15 protein-coding genes and 4 tRNA genes are annotated in these 21,912 nt (G+C 62.2%); 4 read left to right on the top strand and 15 right to left on the bottom strand.

From position 1 onward, the window contains the following. The first annotated feature begins 59 nt into the window (after positions 1-59). The 3 genes from ACG0Z6_RS10325 to ACG0Z6_RS10315 are packed head-to-tail and all read left to right on the top strand — an operon-like array spanning position 60 to position 2,496. On the top strand, positions 60-923 hold the full coding sequence (locus ACG0Z6_RS10325) for a fumarylacetoacetate hydrolase family protein (protein WP_394461071.1): 864 nt from the start codon (positions 60-62) through the stop codon (positions 921-923). Beyond that, positions 920-1,249 (top strand): UxaA family hydrolase, encoded by a 330-nt coding sequence (locus ACG0Z6_RS10320; protein WP_394461069.1) that lies wholly within the window; start codon positions 920-922, stop codon positions 1,247-1,249. Before ACG0Z6_RS10325 ends, ACG0Z6_RS10320 begins: the two co-directional genes overlap by 4 nt. After that, on the top strand, positions 1,246-2,496 hold the full coding sequence (locus ACG0Z6_RS10315) for a UxaA family hydrolase (RefSeq protein WP_394461067.1): 1,251 nt from the start codon (positions 1,246-1,248) through the stop codon (positions 2,494-2,496). Before ACG0Z6_RS10320 ends, ACG0Z6_RS10315 begins: the two co-directional genes overlap by 4 nt. A 147-nt stretch (positions 2,497-2,643) precedes the next feature. Here ACG0Z6_RS10315 and rpoC read toward each other — a convergent pair whose 3' ends face one another. From rpoC to ACG0Z6_RS10250, 13 genes are all read right to left on the bottom strand, one after another. After that, entirely contained in the window at positions 2,644-6,870 is a 4,227-nt protein-coding gene (gene rpoC, locus ACG0Z6_RS10310; RefSeq protein WP_394461065.1) for a DNA-directed RNA polymerase subunit beta', read from the bottom strand. A 21-nt stretch (positions 6,871-6,891) separates the two neighbouring features. Next, the gene (gene rpoB, locus ACG0Z6_RS10305; RefSeq protein WP_394461063.1) at positions 6,892-11,013 is read right to left on the bottom strand and encodes a DNA-directed RNA polymerase subunit beta; all 4,122 of its coding nucleotides are present in this window, start codon (positions 11,011-11,013) and stop codon (positions 6,892-6,894) included. Positions 11,014-11,369: 356 nt separating this feature from the next. Further along, positions 11,370-11,750, bottom strand: coding sequence for a 50S ribosomal protein L7/L12 (gene rplL / locus ACG0Z6_RS10300; RefSeq protein WP_394461061.1), 381 nt, complete (start codon positions 11,748-11,750; stop codon positions 11,370-11,372). Positions 11,751-11,801: 51 nt separating this feature from the next. Beyond that, complete coding sequence (gene rplJ / locus ACG0Z6_RS10295) at positions 11,802-12,320, bottom strand: 50S ribosomal protein L10 (RefSeq protein ID WP_394461059.1); 519 nt, start codon at positions 12,318-12,320, stop codon at positions 11,802-11,804. Positions 12,321-12,595: 275 nt separating this feature from the next. Beyond that, entirely contained in the window at positions 12,596-13,303 is a 708-nt protein-coding gene (gene rplA, locus ACG0Z6_RS10290) for a 50S ribosomal protein L1 (protein WP_394461057.1), read from the bottom strand. A gap of 1 nt (position 13,304) precedes the next feature. Further along, positions 13,305-13,736: a 50S ribosomal protein L11 gene (gene rplK / locus ACG0Z6_RS10285; RefSeq protein ID WP_394461055.1), complete on the bottom strand. Its 432-nt coding sequence runs from the start codon at positions 13,734-13,736 to the stop codon at positions 13,305-13,307. A gap of 287 nt (positions 13,737-14,023) precedes the next feature. Beyond that, positions 14,024-14,602 (bottom strand): transcription termination/antitermination protein NusG, encoded by a 579-nt coding sequence (gene nusG, locus ACG0Z6_RS10280; RefSeq protein WP_394461053.1) that lies wholly within the window; start codon positions 14,600-14,602, stop codon positions 14,024-14,026. 39 nt (positions 14,603-14,641) lie between these two features. Beyond that, positions 14,642-15,025 carry a preprotein translocase subunit SecE gene (gene secE / locus ACG0Z6_RS10275; protein WP_394461051.1) on the bottom strand — a complete coding sequence of 128 codons (384 nt, stop codon included), beginning with the start codon at positions 15,023-15,025 and terminating at the stop codon, positions 14,642-14,644. 125 nt (positions 15,026-15,150) lie between these two features. Then, positions 15,151-15,226: transfer RNA gene (locus tag ACG0Z6_RS10270), tRNA-Trp, on the bottom strand. An 18-nt stretch (positions 15,227-15,244) separates the two neighbouring features. Continuing rightward, positions 15,245-16,435 carry an elongation factor Tu gene (gene tuf, locus ACG0Z6_RS10265; RefSeq protein WP_394461049.1) on the bottom strand — a complete coding sequence of 397 codons (1,191 nt, stop codon included), beginning with the start codon at positions 16,433-16,435 and terminating at the stop codon, positions 15,245-15,247. A gap of 51 nt (positions 16,436-16,486) precedes the next feature. Next, a tRNA-Thr gene (locus ACG0Z6_RS10260) sits at positions 16,487-16,561 on the bottom strand. A 69-nt stretch (positions 16,562-16,630) separates the two neighbouring features. Further along, positions 16,631-16,704 (bottom strand) — tRNA-Gly (locus ACG0Z6_RS10255). Positions 16,705-16,753: 49 nt separating this feature from the next. After that, positions 16,754-16,839 (bottom strand) — tRNA-Tyr (locus tag ACG0Z6_RS10250). Positions 16,840-17,277: 438 nt separating this feature from the next. Here ACG0Z6_RS10250 and ACG0Z6_RS10245 point away from each other — a divergent pair. After that, positions 17,278-19,953 carry a TonB-dependent receptor gene (locus ACG0Z6_RS10245; RefSeq protein ID WP_394461047.1) on the top strand — a complete coding sequence of 892 codons (2,676 nt, stop codon included), beginning with the start codon at positions 17,278-17,280 and terminating at the stop codon, positions 19,951-19,953. A 109-nt stretch (positions 19,954-20,062) separates the two neighbouring features. Here the strand turns inward: ACG0Z6_RS10245 and ACG0Z6_RS10240 are convergent, their stop codons facing one another. Continuing rightward, complete coding sequence (locus ACG0Z6_RS10240; RefSeq protein WP_394461044.1) at positions 20,063-20,770, bottom strand: DUF6445 family protein; 708 nt, start codon at positions 20,768-20,770, stop codon at positions 20,063-20,065. A gap of 22 nt (positions 20,771-20,792) precedes the next feature. Beyond that, entirely contained in the window at positions 20,793-21,857 is a 1,065-nt protein-coding gene (locus ACG0Z6_RS10235) for an acyltransferase family protein (protein WP_394461042.1), read from the bottom strand. Positions 21,858-21,912 lie beyond the last annotated feature (55 nt).

Genomic DNA, 21,912 nt, shown 5'->3' with positions numbered 1-21,912 from the left:
CGGCGCGCTCACCACCTTCGCTCTCGTTTGACTTTCGTACCCAAAGGAAATTCACTTCCATGAAGCTGCTACGTGTGGGCCCCGTTGGGGCCGAGAAACCCGCCGTTCTTGACGCCCAAGGCCAGTTGCGCGACCTCTCCGTGCTGCTGCCCGAACTGACCCCGGCCCTGCTGGCGCCCGCCGCGCTCCAGGCCCTGAGTGGTCTGGACCTGGAGCGCCTGCCGCTGGTGACGGGCTCGCCGCGCCTGGGCTGCCCGATTGCGGGCATTGGCAAGATCATCTGCGTCGGGCTGAACTACCGCGACCACGCCAAAGAATCCGGCATGGAGCCCCCGGCCGAGCCCGTGCTCTTCCTCAAAGCCACCAGCTCGCTGAGCGGCCCCAACGACCCCATCATCATTCCCCGCGGCAGCCTCAAGACCGATTGGGAAGTGGAGCTGGGCGTGGTCATCGGCAGCACAACGCGCTATGTCTCGCGCGACCAGGCCATGGCGCATGTGGCGGGCTACTGCCTCATCAACGACGTGTCCGAGCGCGCCTTCCAGCTCGAGCGCGGCGGGCAGTGGGACAAGGGCAAGGGCTGCGACAGCTTCAGCCCCGTCGGCCCCTGGCTGGTGACGCGTGACGAAGTGGCCGACCCGGGGCAGCTCGCGCTGTGGCTGGACGTCAACGGCCAGCGCAAGCAAGACGGCCACACCAGCAACCTCATCTTTGATGTGCCCACCCTGGTGAGCTACATCAGCCAGTTCATGAGCCTGCAGCCCGGCGACATCATCTCCACCGGCACGCCCGCAGGTGTGGGCCTGGGGCAAAAGCCCGAGCCCTGGTATTTGAAAGCTGGCGACCGCGTGCGCCTGGGCATTGCCGGGCTGGGTGAGCAAGAGCAGCTGTGTGTGAGCGCCGACAGCGTGGAGGCCCTGTGAGCCAGGGCGCGGCACTCCTGCAGCTGGCGCCGCAAGACAACTGCGCCATCGCCCTGCGCAACCTCAGCGCGGGCGAAGTCATCGAGTTCGCGGGCCAGACCCTGCGCCTGGGCAGCGCCGTGCCGCTGGGCCACAAAGTGGCGCTGGAGGCCATGGCGCCTGGCACCAAGGTGCTGCGCTGGGGCTCGCCCATTGGCTCCACCACCCACGCCATTGCGCCGGGCGAGCACATCCACCTGCACAACCTGCGCAGCGACTACCTGCCCACCTACACGCTAGACGCGGGGCAGCGCTTTGTTTCTGATTCCTCCAAGGCTGCTCCATGACCCCTTACGCTTCCCCCCGCCCCACCCTGCCCGACGCCCACTGGCAAGGCTGGCTGCGCGCCGACGGCCGCAAAGGCATACGCAATGTGCTGGCTGTGGTCTACCTCGTGGAGTGCGCTCACCATGTGGCGCGCGACATCGTCACAGCCTTTCGCGAGCAAGACGACGGCCCACCCGTGCACCTCATCGGCTTTCCCGGCTGCTACCCCAACACCTACGCGCAAGAGCTGCTCGAAGCACTGCTGACCCACCCCAATGTGGGCGGCGCCTTGCTGGTCTCGCTGGGCTGCGAAGGCTTTAACAAGCACCGCCTCGAGGAAGTCATCAAAGCCAGCGGGCGGCCCGTCCACACCCTCACCATCCAGCGCAGCGGTGGCACCAACGCCACCATCGGCCAAGGCCGCAGCTGGGTGGCGCAGGCCCGCCAAATCATGGCGCGCCAAATGCGCGTGAGCATGGGCGTGCAAGACCTGGTGATCGGCACCGTCTGCGGCGGCTCTGATGGCACCAGCGGCATCACCGCCAACCCGGCCGTGGGCCGCGCCTTCGACAGCCTCATCGCCCACGGCGCTCGCTGCATTTTTGAGGAAACCGGCGAGCTCGTCGGCTGCGAGCCTCACATGGCCGCCCGCGCCCGCAGCCCCGAGCTGGCTGAGGCCCTCACCGCCTGCGTGGCCAAGGCCGCGCGCTACTACAGCGTGCTGGGCCACGGCAGCTTTGCGCCAGGCAACGCCGATGGTGGGCTCACCACCCAGGAAGAAAAGTCTATGGGGGCCTACGCCAAAAGCGGCGCCAGCCTGATCGACGGCATCATCACCCCCGGCACCCCGGTGCCCGAGACCGGGCGCGGTGGTCTCTATCTGCTGGACGTGGTGCCCGACGGTGAAGTGCGCTGGGGCTTTCCCAACATCAGCGACACGGCTGAAATCGTCGAGCTCATCAGCTGCGGCGCGCACATGACGCTGTTCACCACCGGGCGCGGCAGCGTGGTGGGCTCGGCCATCAGCCCCGTCATCAAGGTCTGCGCCAACCCCGACACCTATGCCCGCATGAGCGAGGACATGGACGTCAACGCCGGGCGCATTCTGCAAGGCCACACCAGCCTGGACGAGGTGGGCGCGGAAATCGTGCAGCAGGTGCTGGACGTGGCCAGCGGCCGGCCCAGCCTGTCTGAGGTGCAAGGCCACCAGGAGTTTTTGCTGGGCTACAAGTACTTCGACCCCAGCGCCCGGGCCTGCCTGGCCTGAGGCCGCCGCGGCCCCACAAACGCCCCGCCCCCGCCGCGGGGCCAGCATGAAAAAAGCCGCCACCAGCACTGGGCTGATTGGCGGCTTTTGATTGGGGGCTTCGGCCGGTGCGCAGCCCTAGGGCCACGCACCGTGAGGCGCTATCGATCAGTCAGCAGACGAGTCGTTGGAGGACTGCTCGTCCACCGCAGCCAGTTGCATGGCGGCCAATTCCTCGGCTTCCTGCATGGCGATGGCGCGGCGCTCGGCGTCGTCCATCTCTTCCTTGGCACGGCGTGCCTGGTGGAAGGCCATGCCGGTACCGGCCGGGATCAGACGACCCACGATGACGTTTTCCTTCAGACCGCGCAGCTCGTCGCGCTTGCCCATGATGGCAGCCTCGGTCAGCACGCGGGTGGTTTCCTGGAAGGAAGCCGCGGAGATGAAGGAGTCGGTCGACAGCGAAGCCTTGGTGATACCCAAGAGCACATCGGCGTGCGTGGCCGTGAGCTTGCCCTCGCCGCGCAGGCGGTCGTTGGTGTCCAGCAGCTCGGAGCGCTCGACTTGCTCGCCCGCGATGTAGCTGGAGTCGCCAGGGTTGGTGATCTGCACGCGGCGCAGCATCTGGCGAACGATCACCTCGATGTGCTTGTCGTTGATCTTCACGCCCTGCAAGCGGTAGACGTCCTGCACTTCGTCAACGATGTAGCGAGCCAGCTCTTCGATACCGAGCAGGCGCAGGATGTCCTGCGGATCTGCCGGGCCGTCGACGATGTGCTCACCCTTGTTGACCACCTGACCTTCGTGCACCAGGATGTTCTTGTCCTTGGGCACCAGCTCTTCCCAGACCTGACCTTCAGGACTGGTGATCTGCATACGCACCTTGCCCTTGGTTTCCTTACCGAAGGACACGGTACCGGTCTGCTCGGCCAGCACGCCCTTGTCTTTGGGCGAACGGGCTTCGAACAACTCGGCCACACGCGGCAGACCGCCGGTAATGTCTCGGGTCTTCTGACCTTCCACAGGGATACGCGCCAGCACCTCACCGGGGGCCAGGTCTTGGCCGTCGCGGATCTGGATCAGCGAGCCCACCTGGAAGCCAATGGTCACCGAGTGGTCGGTGCCAGGGATCTTTACTTCCTGGCCGTTGGCGTCCAGCAGCTTGACCTGCGGGCGCACCACCTTGGCCGAGCCACGGCGCTTGGGATCGATCACCACCAGGGTCGACAGACCGGTGACTTCGTCCACCTGCTTGGCCACGGTGACGCCTTCTTCCACGTTCTCGAACTTCGCCTGACCGGCGAACTCGGTAATGATGGGGCGGGTCAGCGGGTCCCAGTTCGCCAACACGGTGCCGGCCTTGATGGTGGCATCGATCTTGACGTTGAGGGTCGCGCCGTAAGGCACCTTGTGACGCTCGCGCTCACGGCCGTGCGGGTCGGCAATGACGATTTCGCCGGAACGCGAAATCACCACCAACTCGCCCTTGCCGTTCGTGACGTAGCGCATCGTGGCGTTGAAGCCGATGATGCCGTCCGACTTAGCTTCCACGCTGGAGGCCACCGCTGCACGCGATGCCGCACCACCGATGTGGAAGGTCCGCATGGTCAGCTGCGTGCCGGGTTCACCGATGGACTGGGCCGCAATCACGCCCACAGCCTCGCCGGTGTTGACCAGGCCGCCGCGGCCCAGGTCGCGGCCATAGCACTTGGCGCACAAACCAAAGCGCGTGGCGCAGGTCAGCGGCGTACGCACCTTGACCTCGTCCACACCGGCGGCTTCGAGCATGTCCAGCGTGTCTTCGTCCAGCATCTTGCCGGCGGTCAACAGCAGACCTTGCGTTTCCGGGTGCAGCACGTCGATGGCGGTGACGCGGCCGAGGATACGGTCGCGCAGCGACTCGATCACCTCACCACCCTCCACCAGGGCGCGCATGGCGATGCCGTTGTCGGTGCCGCAGTCAGACTCGGTCACGACCAAGTCTTGCGTCACGTCCACCAGACGACGCGTCAGGTAACCCGAGTTCGCTGTCTTCAAGGCCGTATCCGCCAGACCCTTACGGGCACCGTGGGTGGAGATGAAGTACTGCAGAACGTTCAGGCCTTCGCGGAAGTTCGCGGTAATGGGCGTCTCAATGATGGAGCCGTCAGGCTTGGCCATCAGACCCCGCATACCGGCGAGCTGGCGGATCTGCGCTGCAGAACCCCGCGCCCCGGAGTCGGCCATCATGTAGATGGAGTTGAAGGACTCCTGGTCGACTTCCTTGCCGTGGCGGTCGATGACTTTTTCCACCTTGAGGTGTTCCATCATCTTCTTGCCGATTTCGTCACCGGCCTTACCCCAGATGTCCACCACCTTGTTGTAGCGCTCACCGGCCGTCACCAGACCCGAGACGTACTGCTGCTCGATCTCCTTGACTTCCTTCTCGGCGCGCTCAATGAGCTCGACCTTTTGCTTGGGCACGAGCATGTCATCGATGGCGATGGAGATGCCCGCACGCGTGGCCAGGCGGAAGCCCGACTGCAGCAGCTTGTCGGCCAACACCACGGTTTCCTTCAGACCGCATTTGCGGAAGGAGGTGTTGATCAGGCGCGAGATTTCCTTCTTCTTGAGCGCTTTGTTGATGTGCTCAAAAGGCAGGCCCTTGGGCAGGATTTCCGACAGCAGCGCGCGGCCCACGGTGGTGTCCACGAGCTTGGTTTCGGGGATCCACTCGCCCTCTTCCTGGCCCTTGGTGTACTGCACCATGCGCACGCTGATCTTGGCGGTGATTTCCACCACGCCGTTGTCCAGCGCGCGTTGCAGCTCGGCCAGGTCGGAGAAGATCATGCCTTCGCCCTTGCCGTTGGTGCGCTCGCGTGTGGCGTAGTACAGGCCCAGCACCACGTCTTGCGACGGCACGATGGAGGGCTCGCCCGAGGCCGGGAACAACACGTTGTTCGAGGCCAGCATCAGCACGCGCGCTTCCATCTGCGCTTCGATGGACAGCGGCACGTGAACGGCCATCTGGTCACCGTCGAAGTCGGCGTTGAACGCCGCGCAAACCAGCGGGTGCAGCTGAATCGCCTTGCCTTCAATCAGCACGGGCTCGAAAGCCTGAATGCCCAGACGGTGCAGCGTCGGTGCGCGGTTCAGCAGAACCGGGTGCTCCTTGATGACCTCTTCCAGGATGTCCCACACCACGGGGGTGCCGGCTTCCACTTCCTTCTTCGCCGCCTTGATGGTGGTGGCGATGCCCATGGCTTCCAGGCGCGAGAAGATGAAGGGCTTGAACAGCTCCAGCGCCATCAGCTTGGGCAGACCGCACTGATGCAGCTTGAGCGTCGGGCCCACGGTAATGACGGAACGGCCCGAGTAGTCGACGCGCTTGCCCAGCAAGTTCTGACGGAATCGACCGCTCTTGCCCTTGATCATGTCGGCCAGGGACTTGAGCGCGCGCTTGTTGGCGCCCGTCATGGCCTTGCCGCGACGACCGTTGTCCAGCAAGCTGTCCACGGCTTCTTGCAGCATGCGCTTTTCGTTGCGCACGATGATCTCGGGAGCCTTCAGCTCCAGCAGACGGGCCAGACGGTTGTTGCGGTTGATGACGCGACGGTAGAGGTCGTTCAAGTCCGAAGTCGCGAAGCGACCGCCGTCCAGCGGCACCAGCGGACGCAGGTCCGGCGGCAGCACGGGCAGCACGTCCATCACCATCCAGTGCGGCTTGATGCCCGAACGCTTGAAGGCCTCCATGACCTTGAGGCGCTTGGAGTTCTTCTTGATCTTGAGCTCGGAGCCGGTCATGTCGTTGCGCAGGCGATCGATCTCGACGTCGAGATCCATCTCCTCCAGCAACTTCTTGATGCCCTCAGCGCCCATGAGCGCGATGAACTCGTCGCCGTACTCGGTGCGCTTGGCGTCGAAGTCGTCCTCGGACATGATGCTGAACTTCTTCAGCGGCGTCATGCCGGGGTCCACCACCACGTAGGCTTCGAAGTACAGCACGCGCTCGATGTCACGCAGCGTCATGTCCAGCACCAGGCCCAAGCGCGAAGGCAGGGACTTCAGGAACCAGATGTGAGCGCAAGGCGCGGCCAGGTCGATGTGACCCATGCGGTCACGACGCACCTTGGTCTGGGTGACTTCAACGCCGCACTTCTCGCAGATCACGCCGCGGTGCTTCAGGCGCTTGTACTTGCCGCACAGGCACTCGTAGTCCTTGATCGGGCCGAAGATCTTGGCGCAGAACAGACCATCGCGCTCCGGCTTGAAAGTGCGGTAGTTGATGGTCTCAGGCTTTTTCACCTCACCGAAAGACCAGGAACGGATCTTCTCGGGCGAAGCCAGCCCGATCTTGATCGCGTCGAAGTGTTCATCCGGGGTGAACTGCTTGAACAGGTCCAGCAAACCTTTCATGTGTCTCTCCTGTTCCTATGCTTAGTTACGCTCGAGCTCGATGTCGATGCCCAGCGAGCGGATTTCCTTCACCAGCACGTTGAAGGACTCGGGCATGCCCGCGTCGATCGAGTGCTCGCCCTTGACGATGTTCTCGTACACCTTGGTACGGCCATTCACGTCATCGGACTTCACGGTGAGCATTTCCTGCAGCACATAAGAAGCGCCATAGGCCTCCAGCGCCCACACTTCCATCTCACCGAAGCGCTGGCCACCGAACTGGGCCTTACCGCCCAGCGGCTGTTGCGTCACCAGCGAGTACGGGCCAGTCGAGCGCGCGTGCATCTTGTCGTCCACCAAGTGGTGCAGCTTGAGCACGTGCATATAGCCCACCGTGGTGGGACGCTCGAAGCGCTCACCCGTGCGGCCATCGTGCAGATAGGCCTGGGTGCGCGTGTCGGTCAGACCCTTGCGCTGAGCCACATCTTCGGGGTAGGCCAGCTTGAGCATGCCGCGGATTTCTTCTTCCTTGGCACCGTCGAACACCGGCGTGGCGAAGGTCGCGCCGCTGGTGAGGTTCTTGGCCATCTCCAGCACTTCAACGTCGCTGAGCTCGCTCAGGTCTTCTTGCTTGCCGCCGCTTTGGTTGAAGAGCTGCTCCATGAACTCGCGCAGCTCGGAGACACGGGCCTCGCGCTGCAGCATGTCGCCGATGCGCTGACCAATGCCCTTACCTGCCCAGCCCAAGTGCACTTCCAACACCTGACCCACGTTCATCCGCGAGGGCACGCCCAGCGGGTTCAACACGATGTCAGCGGGTGTGCCGTCGGCCATATAGGGCATGTCTTCGATCGGGACGATCTTGGACACCACACCCTTGTTACCGTGACGGCCGGCCATCTTGTCGCCAGGCTGCAGACGACGCTTGACGGCCAGGTAGACCTTGACCATCTTGAGCACGCCCGCGGGCAGCTCGTCGCCTTGCGTGAGCTTCTTGCGCTTCTCTTCGAAAGCCAGGTCGAAGCTGTGGCGGGTTTGCTCCAGCGAGTTCTTGATGGACTCCAGCTGATTGGCCACCTCGTCCTCGGCAGGACGGATGTCAAACCAGTGGAAGCGCTCGACCTCAGCCAGGTAGTCCTTGCTGATCACGGTGCCCTTGGCAATCTTCTTAGGACCGCCGTTGGCCACCTTGCCGGTGAGCAGCTTCTCGATACGGTCAAAGGCATCGGCCTCGACGATACGCAGCTGGTCGTTCAAGTCCAGGCGGAAGCGCTTGAGCTCGTCGTCAATGATCTGCTGAGCGCGCTTGTCGCGCTGGATGCCTTCGCGGGTGAAGACCTGCACGTCAATGACGGTGCCCGACGTGCCTTGGTCCACGCGCAGCGAGGTGTCCTTCACGTCCGAAGCCTTCTCGCCGAAGATGGCGCGCAGCAGCTTCTCTTCCGGCGTCAGCGTGGTCTCGCCCTTGGGCGTGACCTTGCCCACCAGCACATCGCCAGGGCCGACTTCAGCACCGATGTAGACAATGCCCGACTCGTCCAGGCGCGCCAGTTGCTGCTCGGAAAGGTTGGGAATGTCACGGGTGATTTCTTCGGAGCCCAGCTTGGTGTCACGCGCGTTGACCACCAGCTCTTCGATGTGGATGGAGGTGTAGCGGTCTTCGGCCACCACGCGCTCGCTGATCAAGATCGAATCTTCGAAGTTGTAGCCGTTCCAGGGCATGAAGGCCACCAGCATGTTCTGGCCCAGAGCCAGTTCACCCAGGTCGGTGGAAGCGCCGTCGGCAATGATGTCCTCGGCCGCCACCTTGTCGCCACGACGGACGATGGGACGCTGGTGAATGTTGGTGTTCTGGTTGGAACGCTGGTACTTGATGAGGTTGTAGATGTCGACACCGACCTCACCGGCCACGGTCTCGTCATCGTTGACGCGAATCACGATGCGGTTGGTGTCGACATAGTCGACCACACCGCCGCGGCGTGCTGCCACCACCGTGCCCGAGTCCTTGGCCGCCACGCGCTCCACGCCGGTACCGACCATGGCCTTTTCGGGGCGCAGTGTCGGCACAGCTTGACGCTGCATGTTGGCGCCCATCAGTGCGCGGTTGGCGTCATCGTGCTCCAGGAAGGGCACCAGCGAGGCCGCCACCGACACGATCTGCGTCGGCGCCACGTCCATGTACTGGATGCGCTCGGGGCTGGTCAGCACCGATTCGCCGCTTTCACGCGCGCTCACCAGCTCGTCCACCAGCGCGCCCTGCTCGTTGAGCGTGGCGTTGGCCTGGGCGATGACGTACTTGCCTTCTTCGATGGCCGAGAGGTAGTCGATCTGATTGGTCACCTTGCCGTCGATCACGCGACGGTAAGGCGTCTCCAGGAAGCCGTAGTCGTTCAAGCGGGCGTACAGCGCCAGCGAGTTGATCAGACCAATGTTCGGGCCTTCCGGCGTTTCAATCGGGCAGACGCGGCCGTAGTGGGTGGGGTGCACGTCACGCACCTCAAAGCCTGCACGCTCACGCGTCAGACCGCCTGGGCCCAGAGCGGAGACACGACGCTTGTGCGTGATCTCCGACAACGGGTTGGTCTGGTCCATGAACTGCGACAGCTGCGAGGCCCCGAAGAACTCCTTCAAAGCCGCAGAGATGGGCTTGGAGTTGATCAGGTCATGCGGCATCAGCGCTTCGGTTTCGGCCTGACCCAGACGCTCCTTGACGGCCTTCTCGATACGAGCCAGACCCGAGCGGTATTGGTTTTCAGCCAACTCACCCACGCAACGCACACGACGGTTACCCAAGTGGTCGATGTCGTCCACTTCGCCACGGCCATTGCGCAGCTCGACGAGGATCTTCACCACGTCGAGGATGTCCTCGTTGGAGAGGGTCATCGCGCCTTCAGGCGTGTCGCGGCCCACGCGGGCGTTGAACTTCATGCGACCCACACGCGACAGGTCGTAGGTATCACCGCTGTAGAAGAGGCGGTTGAACAGCGACTCGACGGCGTCTTCCGTGGGCGGCTCGCCAGGGCGCATCATGCGGTAGATGGCCACGCGCGCGGCGAGCTGGTCTGCCGTTTCGTCCGAAGCCAGGGTCTGGCTGATGTAAGCACCTTCGTCCAGCTCGTTGGTGAACAAGCACTGGATGTCTTTGATGCCTGCGGTGCGCAGCTTCTTCAGCAGCGCATCGGTCAGCTCTTCGTTGGCCTTGGCAATGATTTCGCCGGTGTCGCCGTCGACCATGTTCTTGGCCAGCACGCGACCGACCAGGAAGTCTTCAGGCACGGTGATGTGCTGGGTGCCAGACTGCTCGAGCTGGCGCACATGGCGTGCCGTGATGCGCTTGTCCTTCTCGACCAGCACATTGCCGCTCTTGTCGGTGATGTCAAAGCGTGCGACCTCGCCCTTCAAGCGCTCGGCCACGAACTCCATCTGTGCACCGGAGTCCATCAGGCGGAAGTTATCGAAGACGAAGAAGTGCGCCAGGATTTGCTCGGGGTTCAGGCCAATGGCCTTGAGCAAAATCGTGACCGGCATCTTGCGACGACGGTCCACGCGGAAGTACAGCACGTCCTTGGGGTCGAACTCGAAGTCCAGCCAAGAGCCGCGGTAAGGGATGATGCGTGCGCTGAACAGCAGCTTGCCCGAGGAGTGGGTCTTGCCCTTGTCGTGCTCGAAGAACACGCCCGGCGAACGGTGCAGCTGGCTAACGATGACACGCTCGGTGCCGTTGATGATGAATGAGCCGTAGTCGGTCATCAGGGGCACTTCGCCCATGTAGACCTCTTGCTCCTTGATCTCTTTGACCGTCTTGGGCTGTGGGCTTTCCCGGTCATAGATGATCATTTGCAAGCGCGCACGCACGGCCGCAGCGAAGGTCAAGCCGCGCTGCTGGCACTCGCGCACGTCAAACGGCGGCTTGGCGATGTTGTATTCCAGGAACTTCATCTCCACAAACCCGTTGTGCGAAACGATCGGGAAGGTGGAAACGAATGCCGCCTGCAGCCCCTCGGGCTTGCGCTTAGCGGGCGGAAGGTCTTTTTGCAGGAAGGCGACGTATGAGTCCTTCTGCATAGTCAGCAAGTAGGGAACGTTGAGCACGCTCACACGCTTGCCGAAGCTCTTGCGAATGCGCTTGCGCTCGGTGTAGCTGTAGGGGGTTGCTTGCGCCATAAACACTCCGTGTCGAGAACTCGCCCCTGGCCGGGGGACAGGCTTCGTCGGCGACTGGCTATTCGGGCGGCTTCCAGAACGGAGGCGCCGAAGCTTGGTGGTTGGCCACTACCAACCGCTGGCGGACAACCTCGGCATTGCACCAAGGCCCGACCAAACTGGTTCTCTGCAGTCGGATCAGAGAACACTTGAAAGAACCCTGCATGATAACGCAGGATGCTTTCAACTGCTCCACTTCATTGCGATACTGCAATCAGTGGTAACACTAAAGAGTGAAGGGGTGGCCCAGCGGACCACCCCTTGCCAGATGCAAATCCCCGTGAGCCAAGGTCTGGCCCAGGGGATTGACGCAGGTCTTACTTGAGTTCGACCTTGGCGCCAGCTTCTTCCAGCTTCTTCTTGGCGGCTTCGGCGTCAGCCTTGGACACGCCTTCCTTGACAGGCTTGGGAGCGCCGTCGACCAGGTCCTTGGCTTCCTTCAGACCCAGGCCGGTGATTTCACGCACGGCCTTGATCACGCCCACCTTGTTGGAACCGGCTTCAGCCAGCACCACGGTGAACTCGGTCTTCTCTTCAGCGGCAGCAGCGCCAGCGCCGGCAGCGCCGCCAGCAGCAGGAGCAGCCATGGAAGCGGCGGACACGCCAAACTTCTCTTCGATGGCCTTGACCAGGTCGTTCAGTTCCAGAACGGTCATGCTGTCCAGGGCAGCCAGGAATGCGTCTTTATCGAATGCCATGATGGTTTCCTAATTTCAGAATGTTTGCGGGATACGCAGTAATCGGGGCGATCAAGCCGCAGCAGGTGCGTCGCCTTCGGCGCCGCCACCCTTTTGCTGAGCCAGCGCAGCCAGCACGGCAGCGGTACGCTGCACGGGCGACTTGAGCAGGCCGGCGATTTGCGACAGCAGCACTTCCTTGCTCGGAACAGCCGCCAGCGCCTTCACGCCGTTGACGTCCAGAGCCTTGCCGCCGTAGGCACCGCCCTTGATCACCAGCTTGTCGTTGGTCTTGGCAAAGTCAGCGATGACTTTGGCAGCCGCGACAGCATCTTCCGAAAAGCCGTAGATCAGCGGGCCGACCATGCTCTCCGAAGCCGCCTCGAACGACGTGCCAGCGACAGCACGGCGCGCCAGGGTGTTCTTCAGCACGTGAAGATACACACCTTGGGCACGCGCGGTGACGCGCAGCTTGTTCAAGGCTTCAACGGTGAGGCCACGGTACTCAGCCAACGCCAGCGTCTGAGCTTTGGCGGCTTGCGCAGCCACTTCAGACACAACGGCTGCTTTCTCGTTGCGATTGAGACTCAAGGTCTACTCCTCACATCACGTGCCCTGGCCTTGACGGCATCGGGCACACCGGTAATCAGCGACCTTCTGTCAGGAAACACAACACTCGAACACTTCCGAGCCATGAATCCGTTCAGCGGGACCGCCATCTGCGCTGGCCACAAGCCTGAGCCTGTCATTAAGGACTACAAGAGCCCGCCAGCGGTCTTGGATGACCCAGGCACCTTGCAGCGCCTGGCCCACCAATTCATCGACACCGAGCCAGACTCGCTCAGCGTCTCAATTGAATTTGCCGATCAGGCTGCGCCGCCAGCAGCGATGCTGGAGACGTCAACGCGAGCACCCACGCCCATGGTGGACGAGATCGCCACCTTGCGCAGGTACACGCCCTTGCTCGACGCGGGCTTGGCCTTGTTCAGGGCCTCAACCAGCGCGCGCAGGTTGCCTTCGAGCTTGTCGGTGTCGAACGAGCGACGGCCGATGGTCGTGTGGATGATGCCGGCCTTGTCGACACGGAACTGCACCTGACCCGCCTTGGCGTTCTTCACAGCCGTGGCCACATCAGGCGTGACCGTGCCAACCTTGGGGTTAGGCATCAGGCCGCGGGGACCCAGGATTTGACCCAGGGTACCGACGATACGCATGGTGTCAGGCGAGGCGATCACGATGTCGAAAGGCATGTCGCCAGCCTTGACGCGCTCAGCCAGATCTTCCATGCCCACCACGTCCGCGCCAGCAGCCTTGGCTTCTTCAGCCTTGGCGCCTTGGGCGAACACAGCAACGCGCTTGGTGCGGCCAATGCCATTGGGCATCACCACAGCGCCACGCACCACTTGGTCCGACTTCTTGGCGTCCACGCCCAGCTGCACAGCCACGTCGATACCTTCATCGAACTTGGCAGTGGCGCACTCTTTGACCAGGTTCAGAGCCTCGGTCAGGGAGTACAGCTTGGTGGTTTCGACCTTGCCCTGCAGGGCCTTTTGACGCTTGCTCAGCTTAGCCATGTCAGACACCCTCCACGATGATGCCCATAGAGCGGGCCGAGCCAGCGATCGTGCGAACTGCTGCGTCCATATCGGCGGCAGTCAGATCTTTTTGCTTGGTCTTGGCAATCTCTTCCAGCTGGCTACGCGTCAGCTTGCCCACCTTGTCCAGGTGCGCGCGGGGCGAGCCCTTTTCAATCTTGGCAGCCTTCTTCAGCAGCACAGTTGCCGGAGGCGACTTGATGATGAAGGTGAAGCTCTTGTCTGCGAATGCCGTGATGACCACGGGCAACTTCATGCCAGGCTCGTAGCCTTGAGTCTGCGCGTTGAACGCCTTGCAGAACTCCATGATGTTCAGACCGCGCTGACCCAGCGCAGGACCGACGGGAGGCGAAGGATTCGCCTTGCCGGCCGGGATTTGCAGCTTGATAAAGCCGACAATCTTCTTGGCCATATATGCTCCTGAGTGCAATTCGGCGGCCTCGCCGATTTGCCTTGAGTGCTAACGCCTCTGGCGCCGGGACTGAAAGCGGTCTTCACCGCCGCAGCCACGCCCCTCGGGCTCCTCTTGCCTGCATCTCGTTGCAGACTGACTACGGGCCCACGTTCGCCCTGAATTTGGCATAGCCAAACCCAGCCCAAACGTCAGCCAAGCCCGCGATCCTACCGCATTGCCCAAAATGCATCAAGCCCGCTGGTGCGGGCCTGACTCAAGAGATCAACGCGGGAACTACCGAGGACTCAAACCTTCTCGACTTGCGCGAAGTCCAACTCCACCGGCGTGGCGCGACCAAAGATCGTGACCGACACGCGCAGCTTGGACTTGTCGTAGTTGACCTCCTCGATGCTGCCATTGAAGTCCGTGAACGGGCCTTCCTTGACACGCACGACCTCGCCCACCGTCCACTCGACCTTGGGGCGCGGCCTGTCCACACCCTCTTGCATCTGGTTGACGATCTTCATCACCTCCGCCTCGGAGATGGGAGCCGGGCGGTTTTTCGCACCACCCACAAAACCCGTCACCTTGGAGGTGTGCTTGACCAAATGCCAGGTGTCGTCGTCCATGACCATCTCCACCAGCACATAGCCAGGGAAGAAGCGGCGCTCGGTCACAGCCTTCTTGCCATTCTTCAGCTCAACCACCTCTTCGGTGGGCACCAAAATACGGCCGAATTTGTCCTGCATGCCGGCGCGATCAATGCGCTCACGCAGATTGCGCTCGACTGCCTTTTCCATACCGGAATACGCATGCACCACGTACCAGCGCTTGGGCAGACCGGCCGGGACTTCGGCCGCAACGGTGTTGTGTGCTTCGCTCATCTTGGTCCTAACTCTTTGATCACCAGCCCCTCAGGGCCTTCAGCGGCGCCAGCCCAGGATCAGGTCGTAGAGCACCCATTCCAAGGTCTTGTCGGTCAGCCACAGGAACAGGGCCATCACCACCACAAAGGCGAACACATAGCCCGTCATTTGCATGGCCTCTTTAGGCGCCGGCCACACCACCTTGCGAGTTTCGCGCACCGAATCCTGGCCATAGGCGATCAAGGATTTGCCCGACTCGGAGGTGAAGAATGCCAGCAATGCAGCCGCCAGCAATGCCAACAAGGCACCCCACTGCACCAGACCACCCTTGGCGCTGAGGGCGTAAAACGCCACCAAAGCCCCAACAAGCAGCAACACCGCAGCCACCAGTTTGAACTTATCGGCGCCCGAGGTCACCGTTTCGACTTGAGTGTTCGACATTGATATCGCTTTCTGTCCGGCAGCAGCGCCTCGCGCTTTGCTACCCCACTAGCAGCAAAGCCCGCCGAGAAGAACTCCCGCGGGCTTGCCTTGACCACAGTCACCTGCAGAGGTTTAACGTCTGCTGGCAGGGGCAGAGGGTCTCGAACCCCCAACCTTCGGTTTTGGAGACCGACGCTCTGCCAATTGAGCTATGCCCCTGTGGTCTCAAAAAGAAAATTACTCGAGGATGGTGGCAACCACGCCCGAACCCACGGTACGGCCACCTTCGCGGATCGCGAAGCGCAGACCGGTTTCCATAGCGATCGGAGCGATCAGCTTCACGGTGATGCCCACGTTGTCGCCAGGCATGACCATTTCCTTGTCCTTGGGCAACTCAACAGCACCCGTCACGTCCGTGGTACGGAAGTAGAACTGGGGACGGTAGTTGTTGAAGAACGGCGTGTGACGGCCACCCTCTTCCTTGGACAGCACGTACACCTCAGCGGTGAAGTGCGTGTGCGGCTTGATCGAGCCGGGCTTGGCCAACACTTGGCCGCGCTCGACGTCTTCACGCTTGGTGCCGCGCAGCAGGATACCGACGTTGTCGCCAGCCTGGCCTTGGTCCAGCAGCTTGCGGAACATTTCCACGCCAGTCACGGTGGTCTTTTGCAGATCACGGATACCGACGATTTCGATTTCCTCGCCGACCTTGATGATGCCGCGCTCAACGCGACCAGTCACCACGGTGCCACGGCCAGAGATCGAGAACACGTCTTCCACCGGCAGCAGGAAGGCACCGTCGATGGCGCGCTCAGGCGTAGGGATGTAGCTGTCCAGCGCATCGGCCAGACGCATGATCGCGGCTTCGCCCAGATCGCCCTTGTCGCCTTCCAGCGCCAGCTTGGCCGAACCCTTGATGATGGGGGTGTCGTCGCCGGGGAAGTCGTACTTGGACAGCAGCTCGCGCACTTCCATTTCGACCAGTTCCAGCAGCTCGGCGTCATCCACCATGTCGCACTTGTTCAGGAACACGATGATGTACTTCACGCCCACTTGGCGAGCCAGCAGGATGTGCTCACGGGTCTGGGGCATCGGGCCGTCAGCGGCCGAGCACACCAGAATCGCGCCGTCCATCTGAGCCGCGCCGGTGATCATGTTCTTCACATAGTCAGCGTGGCCGGGGCAGTCCACGTGTGCGTAGTGGCGGTTGGCCGTCTCGTACTCAACGTGCGCAGTGTTGATCGTGATGCCACGAGCCTTCTCTTCAGGCGCCGCATCGATCTGGTCGTAGGCCTTGGCTTCGCCGCCGAACTTGGCTGCCAGCACCGTTGCGATCGCAGCGGTCAGCGTGGTCTTGCCGTGGTCCACGTGGCCAATGGTGCCCACGTTCACGTGCGGCTTGGTACGTTCAAACTTGCCTTTTGCCATCATGCGCTCCTGGCGTACAGAACAGATCCGAAGATCAGACGAAGAAAACGGTGGTGCCCATGACGCGGATCGAACGCGTGACCTCTCCCTTACCAAGGGAGTGCTCTACCACTGAGCCACATGGGCATCGACACAGGTTTGAAGACCCAAATCACCAAACCGGTGCCGACACAACAACCACTCTAGAACCTGCCGTGGAGCGGGAGACGGGAATCGAACCCGCGTCATTAGCTTGGAAGGCTAAGGTTCTACCATTGAACTACTCCCGCCCGGGAGCACTGACCAATACCCAACAAAGCCGAGCATCGGCGTTGCCTTTGGTGGAGGAGGCTGGATTCGAACCAGCGTACGCGTTAGCGGGCAGATTTACAGTCTGCTGCCTTTAACCACTCGGCCACCCCTCCAAGGCAAGCCCTAGACTATAGCACGGTCTTTTTACTGCGCAAACAAATTTTGTCAGCAATCAGTTCTGCAGCTCGGCAATCGCACAAATCACAGCCGGCGCTCGCACGCTCAATTTCCCGGGCTCGGTGATGCATACCAATCGCTGACCAACGACAGACTTGGGTCTTCCGCATTGGCCCCCAAGCCTGACGCCGATCGACGCGTCGCCCATTTGCAATCACCCATCAACAACGGTCTCACCCCCGCCACAGCAGGGAAAGTACCGCTCAACAACTGGTAGCTAATTGGATCTATAGAAAGCTATAGTGGCATGGCATTGGTTGCATTTGAAGGTGTAGCGAAGGCTGACTTAGGGCGTCTATCGACGCACAGCAGGATCGGCCTCGTCTTCTTTAACAGGCCATTCACAAGCAATTTGGCCAATCAGAGGAGCAGTTATGAAGGTCAACAAGACCCCAGTCGCCACAGCAGCGGCACTCGTTTTGCTGAGCATCTCGCTCGGCGCCCAGGCTCAAGCCCAGAGCAAAGCCGCATCAGCCACTGAAGCCAACGACGGCAAGCAGTTGGAGCAGGTCGTCGTGACCGGCATCCGAGCCTCGATGCAATCTGCCGCCAACATCAAAAAGGCCGCCAACGCGGTGGTCGACGCGGTGACGGCAGAAGACGTGGGCAAGCTGCCTGACGCTGACGTGGGTCAGGCGCTGGGTCGTATCCCTGGCATCTCGGTGGGCCGTGATTTCGGCGTCGGCGCTTCTGTGTCGATCCGCGGCACCGATCCGCAGATGACCTACACCACGCTGAACGGCCAAACCGTGGCGTCGACCGGCTGGTACGACCAGAAGGACACAGACCGTTCCTTCAACTACTCGCTGCTGCCCCCTGAGCTGATCGGCGGCATGGAGGTCTACAAGTCCTCCCAGGCCGACCTGACCGAAGGCGGCATTGGCGGCACCGTGATCGTCAAGACCCGCAAGCCCCTGGACCTGGCACCCAACACCATTTACGGTGGCGTGAAGCTGGGCAAGGGTGGCATCAGCAAGGACTGGAACAAGGACGTCTCGGGTCTGTACAGCTGGCGCAACGCGGGCAAGACTTTCGGCGTGCTGGTCGCTGCTGGCATTGAGAACGGCAACTACGTGCGCAAGGGCGTTGAAGCCGATATGCGCTGGTCCGGCGATGTGGCGCCGTCCACCTTTGTGCAAGACCGCAAGCGCACGGCGCTGAATGTTTCGCTGCAAGCACGTCCGACCCAAAACATCGACCTGGGCCTGACCTACACGCGTCTGGCGCTGGATGCCAACAACTCCAACACCAGCCACTACATCTTCTCTGGCAACGGCGACGCTACCGATTGCAAGAAGACCAACCCCGTCAACGGCCTGTGCGTGCTCAACACCCGCACCACTGCGGATCCGACCAAGCACAACGTGTTCCTGCAGAACTGGGTGCGTTCGGCGTCCATGAACTCCAACAGCCTGGTGCTGGACGGTGCATTCAAAGGTGACGGTTTCAAGCTGACTACCGCGCTGGGCACCACCAAGGCAGAGGGCGGCACGGACCAAACGGCCAACTTCGCCTACGGCCAATGGGCTGAGCCAGGTGCCAAACTGGGCACCTTGCCAATCTGGACCGGCACCATCGACGCCACCGGCAGCAAGATCGTGCTGTCGCCCGCGTCCAATCAAAACGTGGGCGTGAGCAACCTGCCCGCCAAGTCCGCGCCCGAGCTGTGGGCCAACGGCCGTGGCCCCAACAAGGACCGCGAAAGCTTCATGCAGCTCGACGGCAGCGTGGACCTGAACCTGGGCGTCCTGACCTCGTTCAAGACGGGCATCCGCTCTACCGACCACACCTTCACCCGCCAAGCTTTCCGTGGCCTGCAACCCACTGCTGCCAACGTGAAGTCGTTTGACACGGCTGGCCTCTACAGCGGCAGCATCGACATGGTCGGCGGCTGGTCGCTGCCACAGCCCAATATCGACGCCATGCTCTCCGCAGCGCGCGCCAATGTGCTGGGCTGGGTGGAAGACCGTTCGGCCTATGCTGAGTTGAACGAGAAGAACAGTGCCATGTACGGCATGTTCGACTTTGACGCCGACAAGGTGCACGGCAACTTCGGCCTGCGCTACGTCCACACCCGCGCCACATCCACGGGCTATGCCTTCGACGGCAGCAAGTGGTCGGGCAGCGAGCAAACGGACGCTAAGCAAAACAACGGTTGGGGCAAGGAAAAGACCTCGCGCAGCGCCAGCTACAGCGACTTCCTGCCGAGCCTGAATGTGGCCGTTGACGTGCAGCGCAACACCATCTTGCGCTTTGCTGCGGCACAAGCCATCACGCGCCCGAACTTCGCCAATATGTTCAACACGACCGTGGTGGGCTTTGACGACCAGAACACGGCCAATGACGCGTTCAACTACGGCACACCCACCCTGAAGCCGCAGAAGTCCACCCAGTTCGACCTGGGTCTGGAGTACTACTACGGCCGTGGCAACTTGGTGTCGGCGGCGATCTTCTACAAGAAGATCAACAACTTCATCACCACCCAGACCGCAACAAACCAGAAGGTTGGCGTCGTGAGCCCTGACACGGGCGTGGACAGCTGGACCATCAACCGCTTCGTCAACGCAGGTGGCGGCAGCATCAAGGGTCTGGAACTGCAAGCCAACCACGCTTTCAGCAACGGCTTTGGTGTGGCGGCGAACTACACCTTCTCGGACGCTACGGCTCCGGCCAAGAGCTACCAAGACGAGCTGAACCAGTTCACGCTGTCCTCCAAGCACAACACCAACCTGGTGGGCTACTACGAGAACGACAGCTACTCGGCACGTCTGGCCTACAACTGGCGCTCCAAGTACATGGTGCGTGAGAGCGGCTGGTACGGCAACCGCATGCACGACTCCACGGGCAGCCTGGATCTGAGCCTGGGTTGGAACGTCGCCAAGGGCCTGCGTCTGTCGCTGGACGCTGTGAACCTGCTCAAGCAAGACGACGTGCAATACGGTGCCGCTGGTGCTGCATCGACCGTGCGCCCCTCGCTCAAGGGCGGCTTCCCGACCTGGTACTTCGAAGGCGAGACCACCTACCGCATTGGTCTGAGCGCGAAGTTCTGATCGACACGCTCAAACCACTGAGCCCACAACAAAAACCCGGCCTAGGCCGGGTTTTTTCATGTCACTGGGTCTATCGACGGTGCAATGCCCCACCCCCACCGTGCAGCGGCTAGAAGTCGTAGAAGGTGTTGAGTGTCAAACGGCCATGGCGTGCGTCGGCGCTGATGCCATGCACGGGGTTGACGCAGGCCGTGTGCAGCAGACTGCCGCGATAGATGACCAGCCGGTTGAAGCGCGCAGGCATGCGGCCGAGGAATTCGAAGAACTGGTCGCCCTGCTCAAAGTAGCGCGCAGGCGGAGGCTGCTGTTGCAGCTCTTGGTTGTAGACGTCGAGAAAGCGCTCGCGGTTGTGCTCGGTCACCTGCTGAATACCGGTGGCACGGTGGCGATAGAACGCCGTGCCACCTTGCTCTTCGTTGCAGAGGTAGAGGAGCACCGCCATGTGGTGAGGCGTGCTGGCATCGAAATGCGGCGTGCGCTGCAGCGGCCCCAGGTCATTAGGCGCCAAAGTGGTCAGGGAAAAGGCGCTGATGCTTTTGCGCAGCGGCAAATGCTCAGGGACGCCGAAGTTGAGCCGGATGAGCGGGTCCATCAAAGCCGTCAGCACCTGCTCGTAGTCCTTGGGGGCTTCGGCGCGAATACCCGGATAGCCCTTACGTTCGGCCAAGCCTGGGTAGGGCTCAAACGCACTGACGCAAGCAATGTCTACCAGCGCCTGCGGGTCTTCCAAAAAATCGTCGATGAAGACCAGCTGATGCTCACCGATTTGCACGGATTGAATGTCCGGCGGCATGCGCAAGGCAATGGGCTCACTCATGGCAATTCCCTTTGGGGCCGGATCAGACTTTGATGTAGATGCCGCGCTTGTCCAGCAGCACGGCAACGCCGCCCCACAGCAGCACAAAGGCCATGGCAAAGGTCAGAGACTGAGCGGGTGCGGGCAGGCTCGGCAGGGCATGGCGCAGAGCCTCAAATGCGGGCTCATGCCACTTGAAGCCATACATCACCACAGCCATCACCCAAGCACCGGCGTAGGCCGCAATGGCGTTGACGCCAAAGGCGCGGCCCAGGGGCGGCAGCTGCAAGCGGTCCAAGAGCAGATGTCCTGCAGTCAATAGCAGCAAAGACCAGCCCGCGCACCACAGCACAAAGGCCGGTGTCCACAGCTGCTTGTTCATGGGCTGATAGCCCGCCAGCCACCAGCCTGCCGCCAGGCACACACCGCCCATGAGCGCCAGCACGGCCGGCTGTGCACGGCGCAGCACATCGCCCGCACGCACGCCAAGCAAGGTGCTGGCCAAGGCGCCCAGGGTGGAGAGCAAGCCCTCGGGCTCGTGCCCCATGCCCGTCTGTGCATGCCACTCGTAGTTCCAACGGCCCAAGATGAGGCTGTCCAGCTGCGAGGCCAGATTGCCTGATTTGCTCAAGTCGCCAGCGCTGGCCAGCAAAGCGCCATAGCCCAGCAGCAAGGCGGCGAACAACAGCCACTGCTGACGCACCGTCAACCAAATGGCCGCCAGGGCCACGAGGGCGAAGCAAAGCCCGATGCGCTGCAGCACGCCCATGAGGCGAAACTCGGGCTTGTCCATCAGCCACCAGGCCAGCGCGTGCAAGACCAAACCCAGCACCACGATGCGCGCCGCCCGCACCAGGGCGTTGCGGCTCATCGGGGCCTTGGGTGCGCCCGCAGCAATGCGCCCACCCATGGACAGGGAAATGGACACACCCACGATGAAGAGGAACAGCGGAAACACCAAATCCGCCAAGGTAAAGCCATGCCAGGGGGCATGCTGCAGCGGCGCATAGACATGCGACCAGCTGCCGGGGTTGTTCACCAGCAGCATGGCTGCCACGGCCAGGCCGCGCAGCGCATCGACCGATGCAAATCGTGTGTTGCTCACCATGGGCGCGCCTCCCCTTGTTGTCTCTGCCGGGCCACCGAGGGGTTCGATGGCGCCG

It is taken from the genome of Roseateles rivi, from assembly GCF_043555845.1.
GTDB classification, from domain to species: domain Bacteria; phylum Pseudomonadota; class Gammaproteobacteria; order Burkholderiales; family Burkholderiaceae_C; genus Roseateles; species Roseateles rivi.
Note: the sequence above shows the minus strand (reverse complement) of the source record. Positions and strands in the feature narration are given on the sequence as shown.

Coding starts and splice junctions, on each gene's coding strand:
- rpoC (WP_394461065.1), bottom strand. CDS start 6,870: ATGAAAGGTTTGCTGGACCTGTTCAAGCAGTTCACCCCGGATGAACAC.
- ACG0Z6_RS10325 (WP_394461071.1), top strand. CDS start 60: ATGAAGCTGCTACGTGTGGGCCCCGTTGGGGCCGAGAAACCCGCCGTT.
- ACG0Z6_RS10315 (WP_394461067.1), top strand. CDS start 1,246: ATGACCCCTTACGCTTCCCCCCGCCCCACCCTGCCCGACGCCCACTGG.
- rpoB (WP_394461063.1), bottom strand. CDS start 11,013: ATGGCGCAAGCAACCCCCTACAGCTACACCGAGCGCAAGCGCATTCGC.
- ACG0Z6_RS10245 (WP_394461047.1), top strand. CDS start 17,278: ATGAAGGTCAACAAGACCCCAGTCGCCACAGCAGCGGCACTCGTTTTG.
- ACG0Z6_RS10240 (WP_394461044.1), bottom strand. CDS start 20,770: ATGAGTGAGCCCATTGCCTTGCGCATGCCGCCGGACATTCAATCCGTG.
- secE (WP_394461051.1), bottom strand. CDS start 15,025: ATGTCGAACACTCAAGTCGAAACGGTGACCTCGGGCGCCGATAAGTTC.
- nusG (WP_394461053.1), bottom strand. CDS start 14,602: ATGAGCGAAGCACACAACACCGTTGCGGCCGAAGTCCCGGCCGGTCTG.
- rplA (WP_394461057.1), bottom strand. CDS start 13,303: ATGGCTAAGCTGAGCAAGCGTCAAAAGGCCCTGCAGGGCAAGGTCGAA.
- rplK (WP_394461055.1), bottom strand. CDS start 13,736: ATGGCCAAGAAGATTGTCGGCTTTATCAAGCTGCAAATCCCGGCCGGC.
- tuf (WP_394461049.1), bottom strand. CDS start 16,435: ATGGCAAAAGGCAAGTTTGAACGTACCAAGCCGCACGTGAACGTGGGC.
- ACG0Z6_RS10235 (WP_394461042.1), bottom strand. CDS start 21,857: ATGGTGAGCAACACACGATTTGCATCGGTCGATGCGCTGCGCGGCCTG.
- rplL (WP_394461061.1), bottom strand. CDS start 11,750: ATGGCATTCGATAAAGACGCATTCCTGGCTGCCCTGGACAGCATGACC.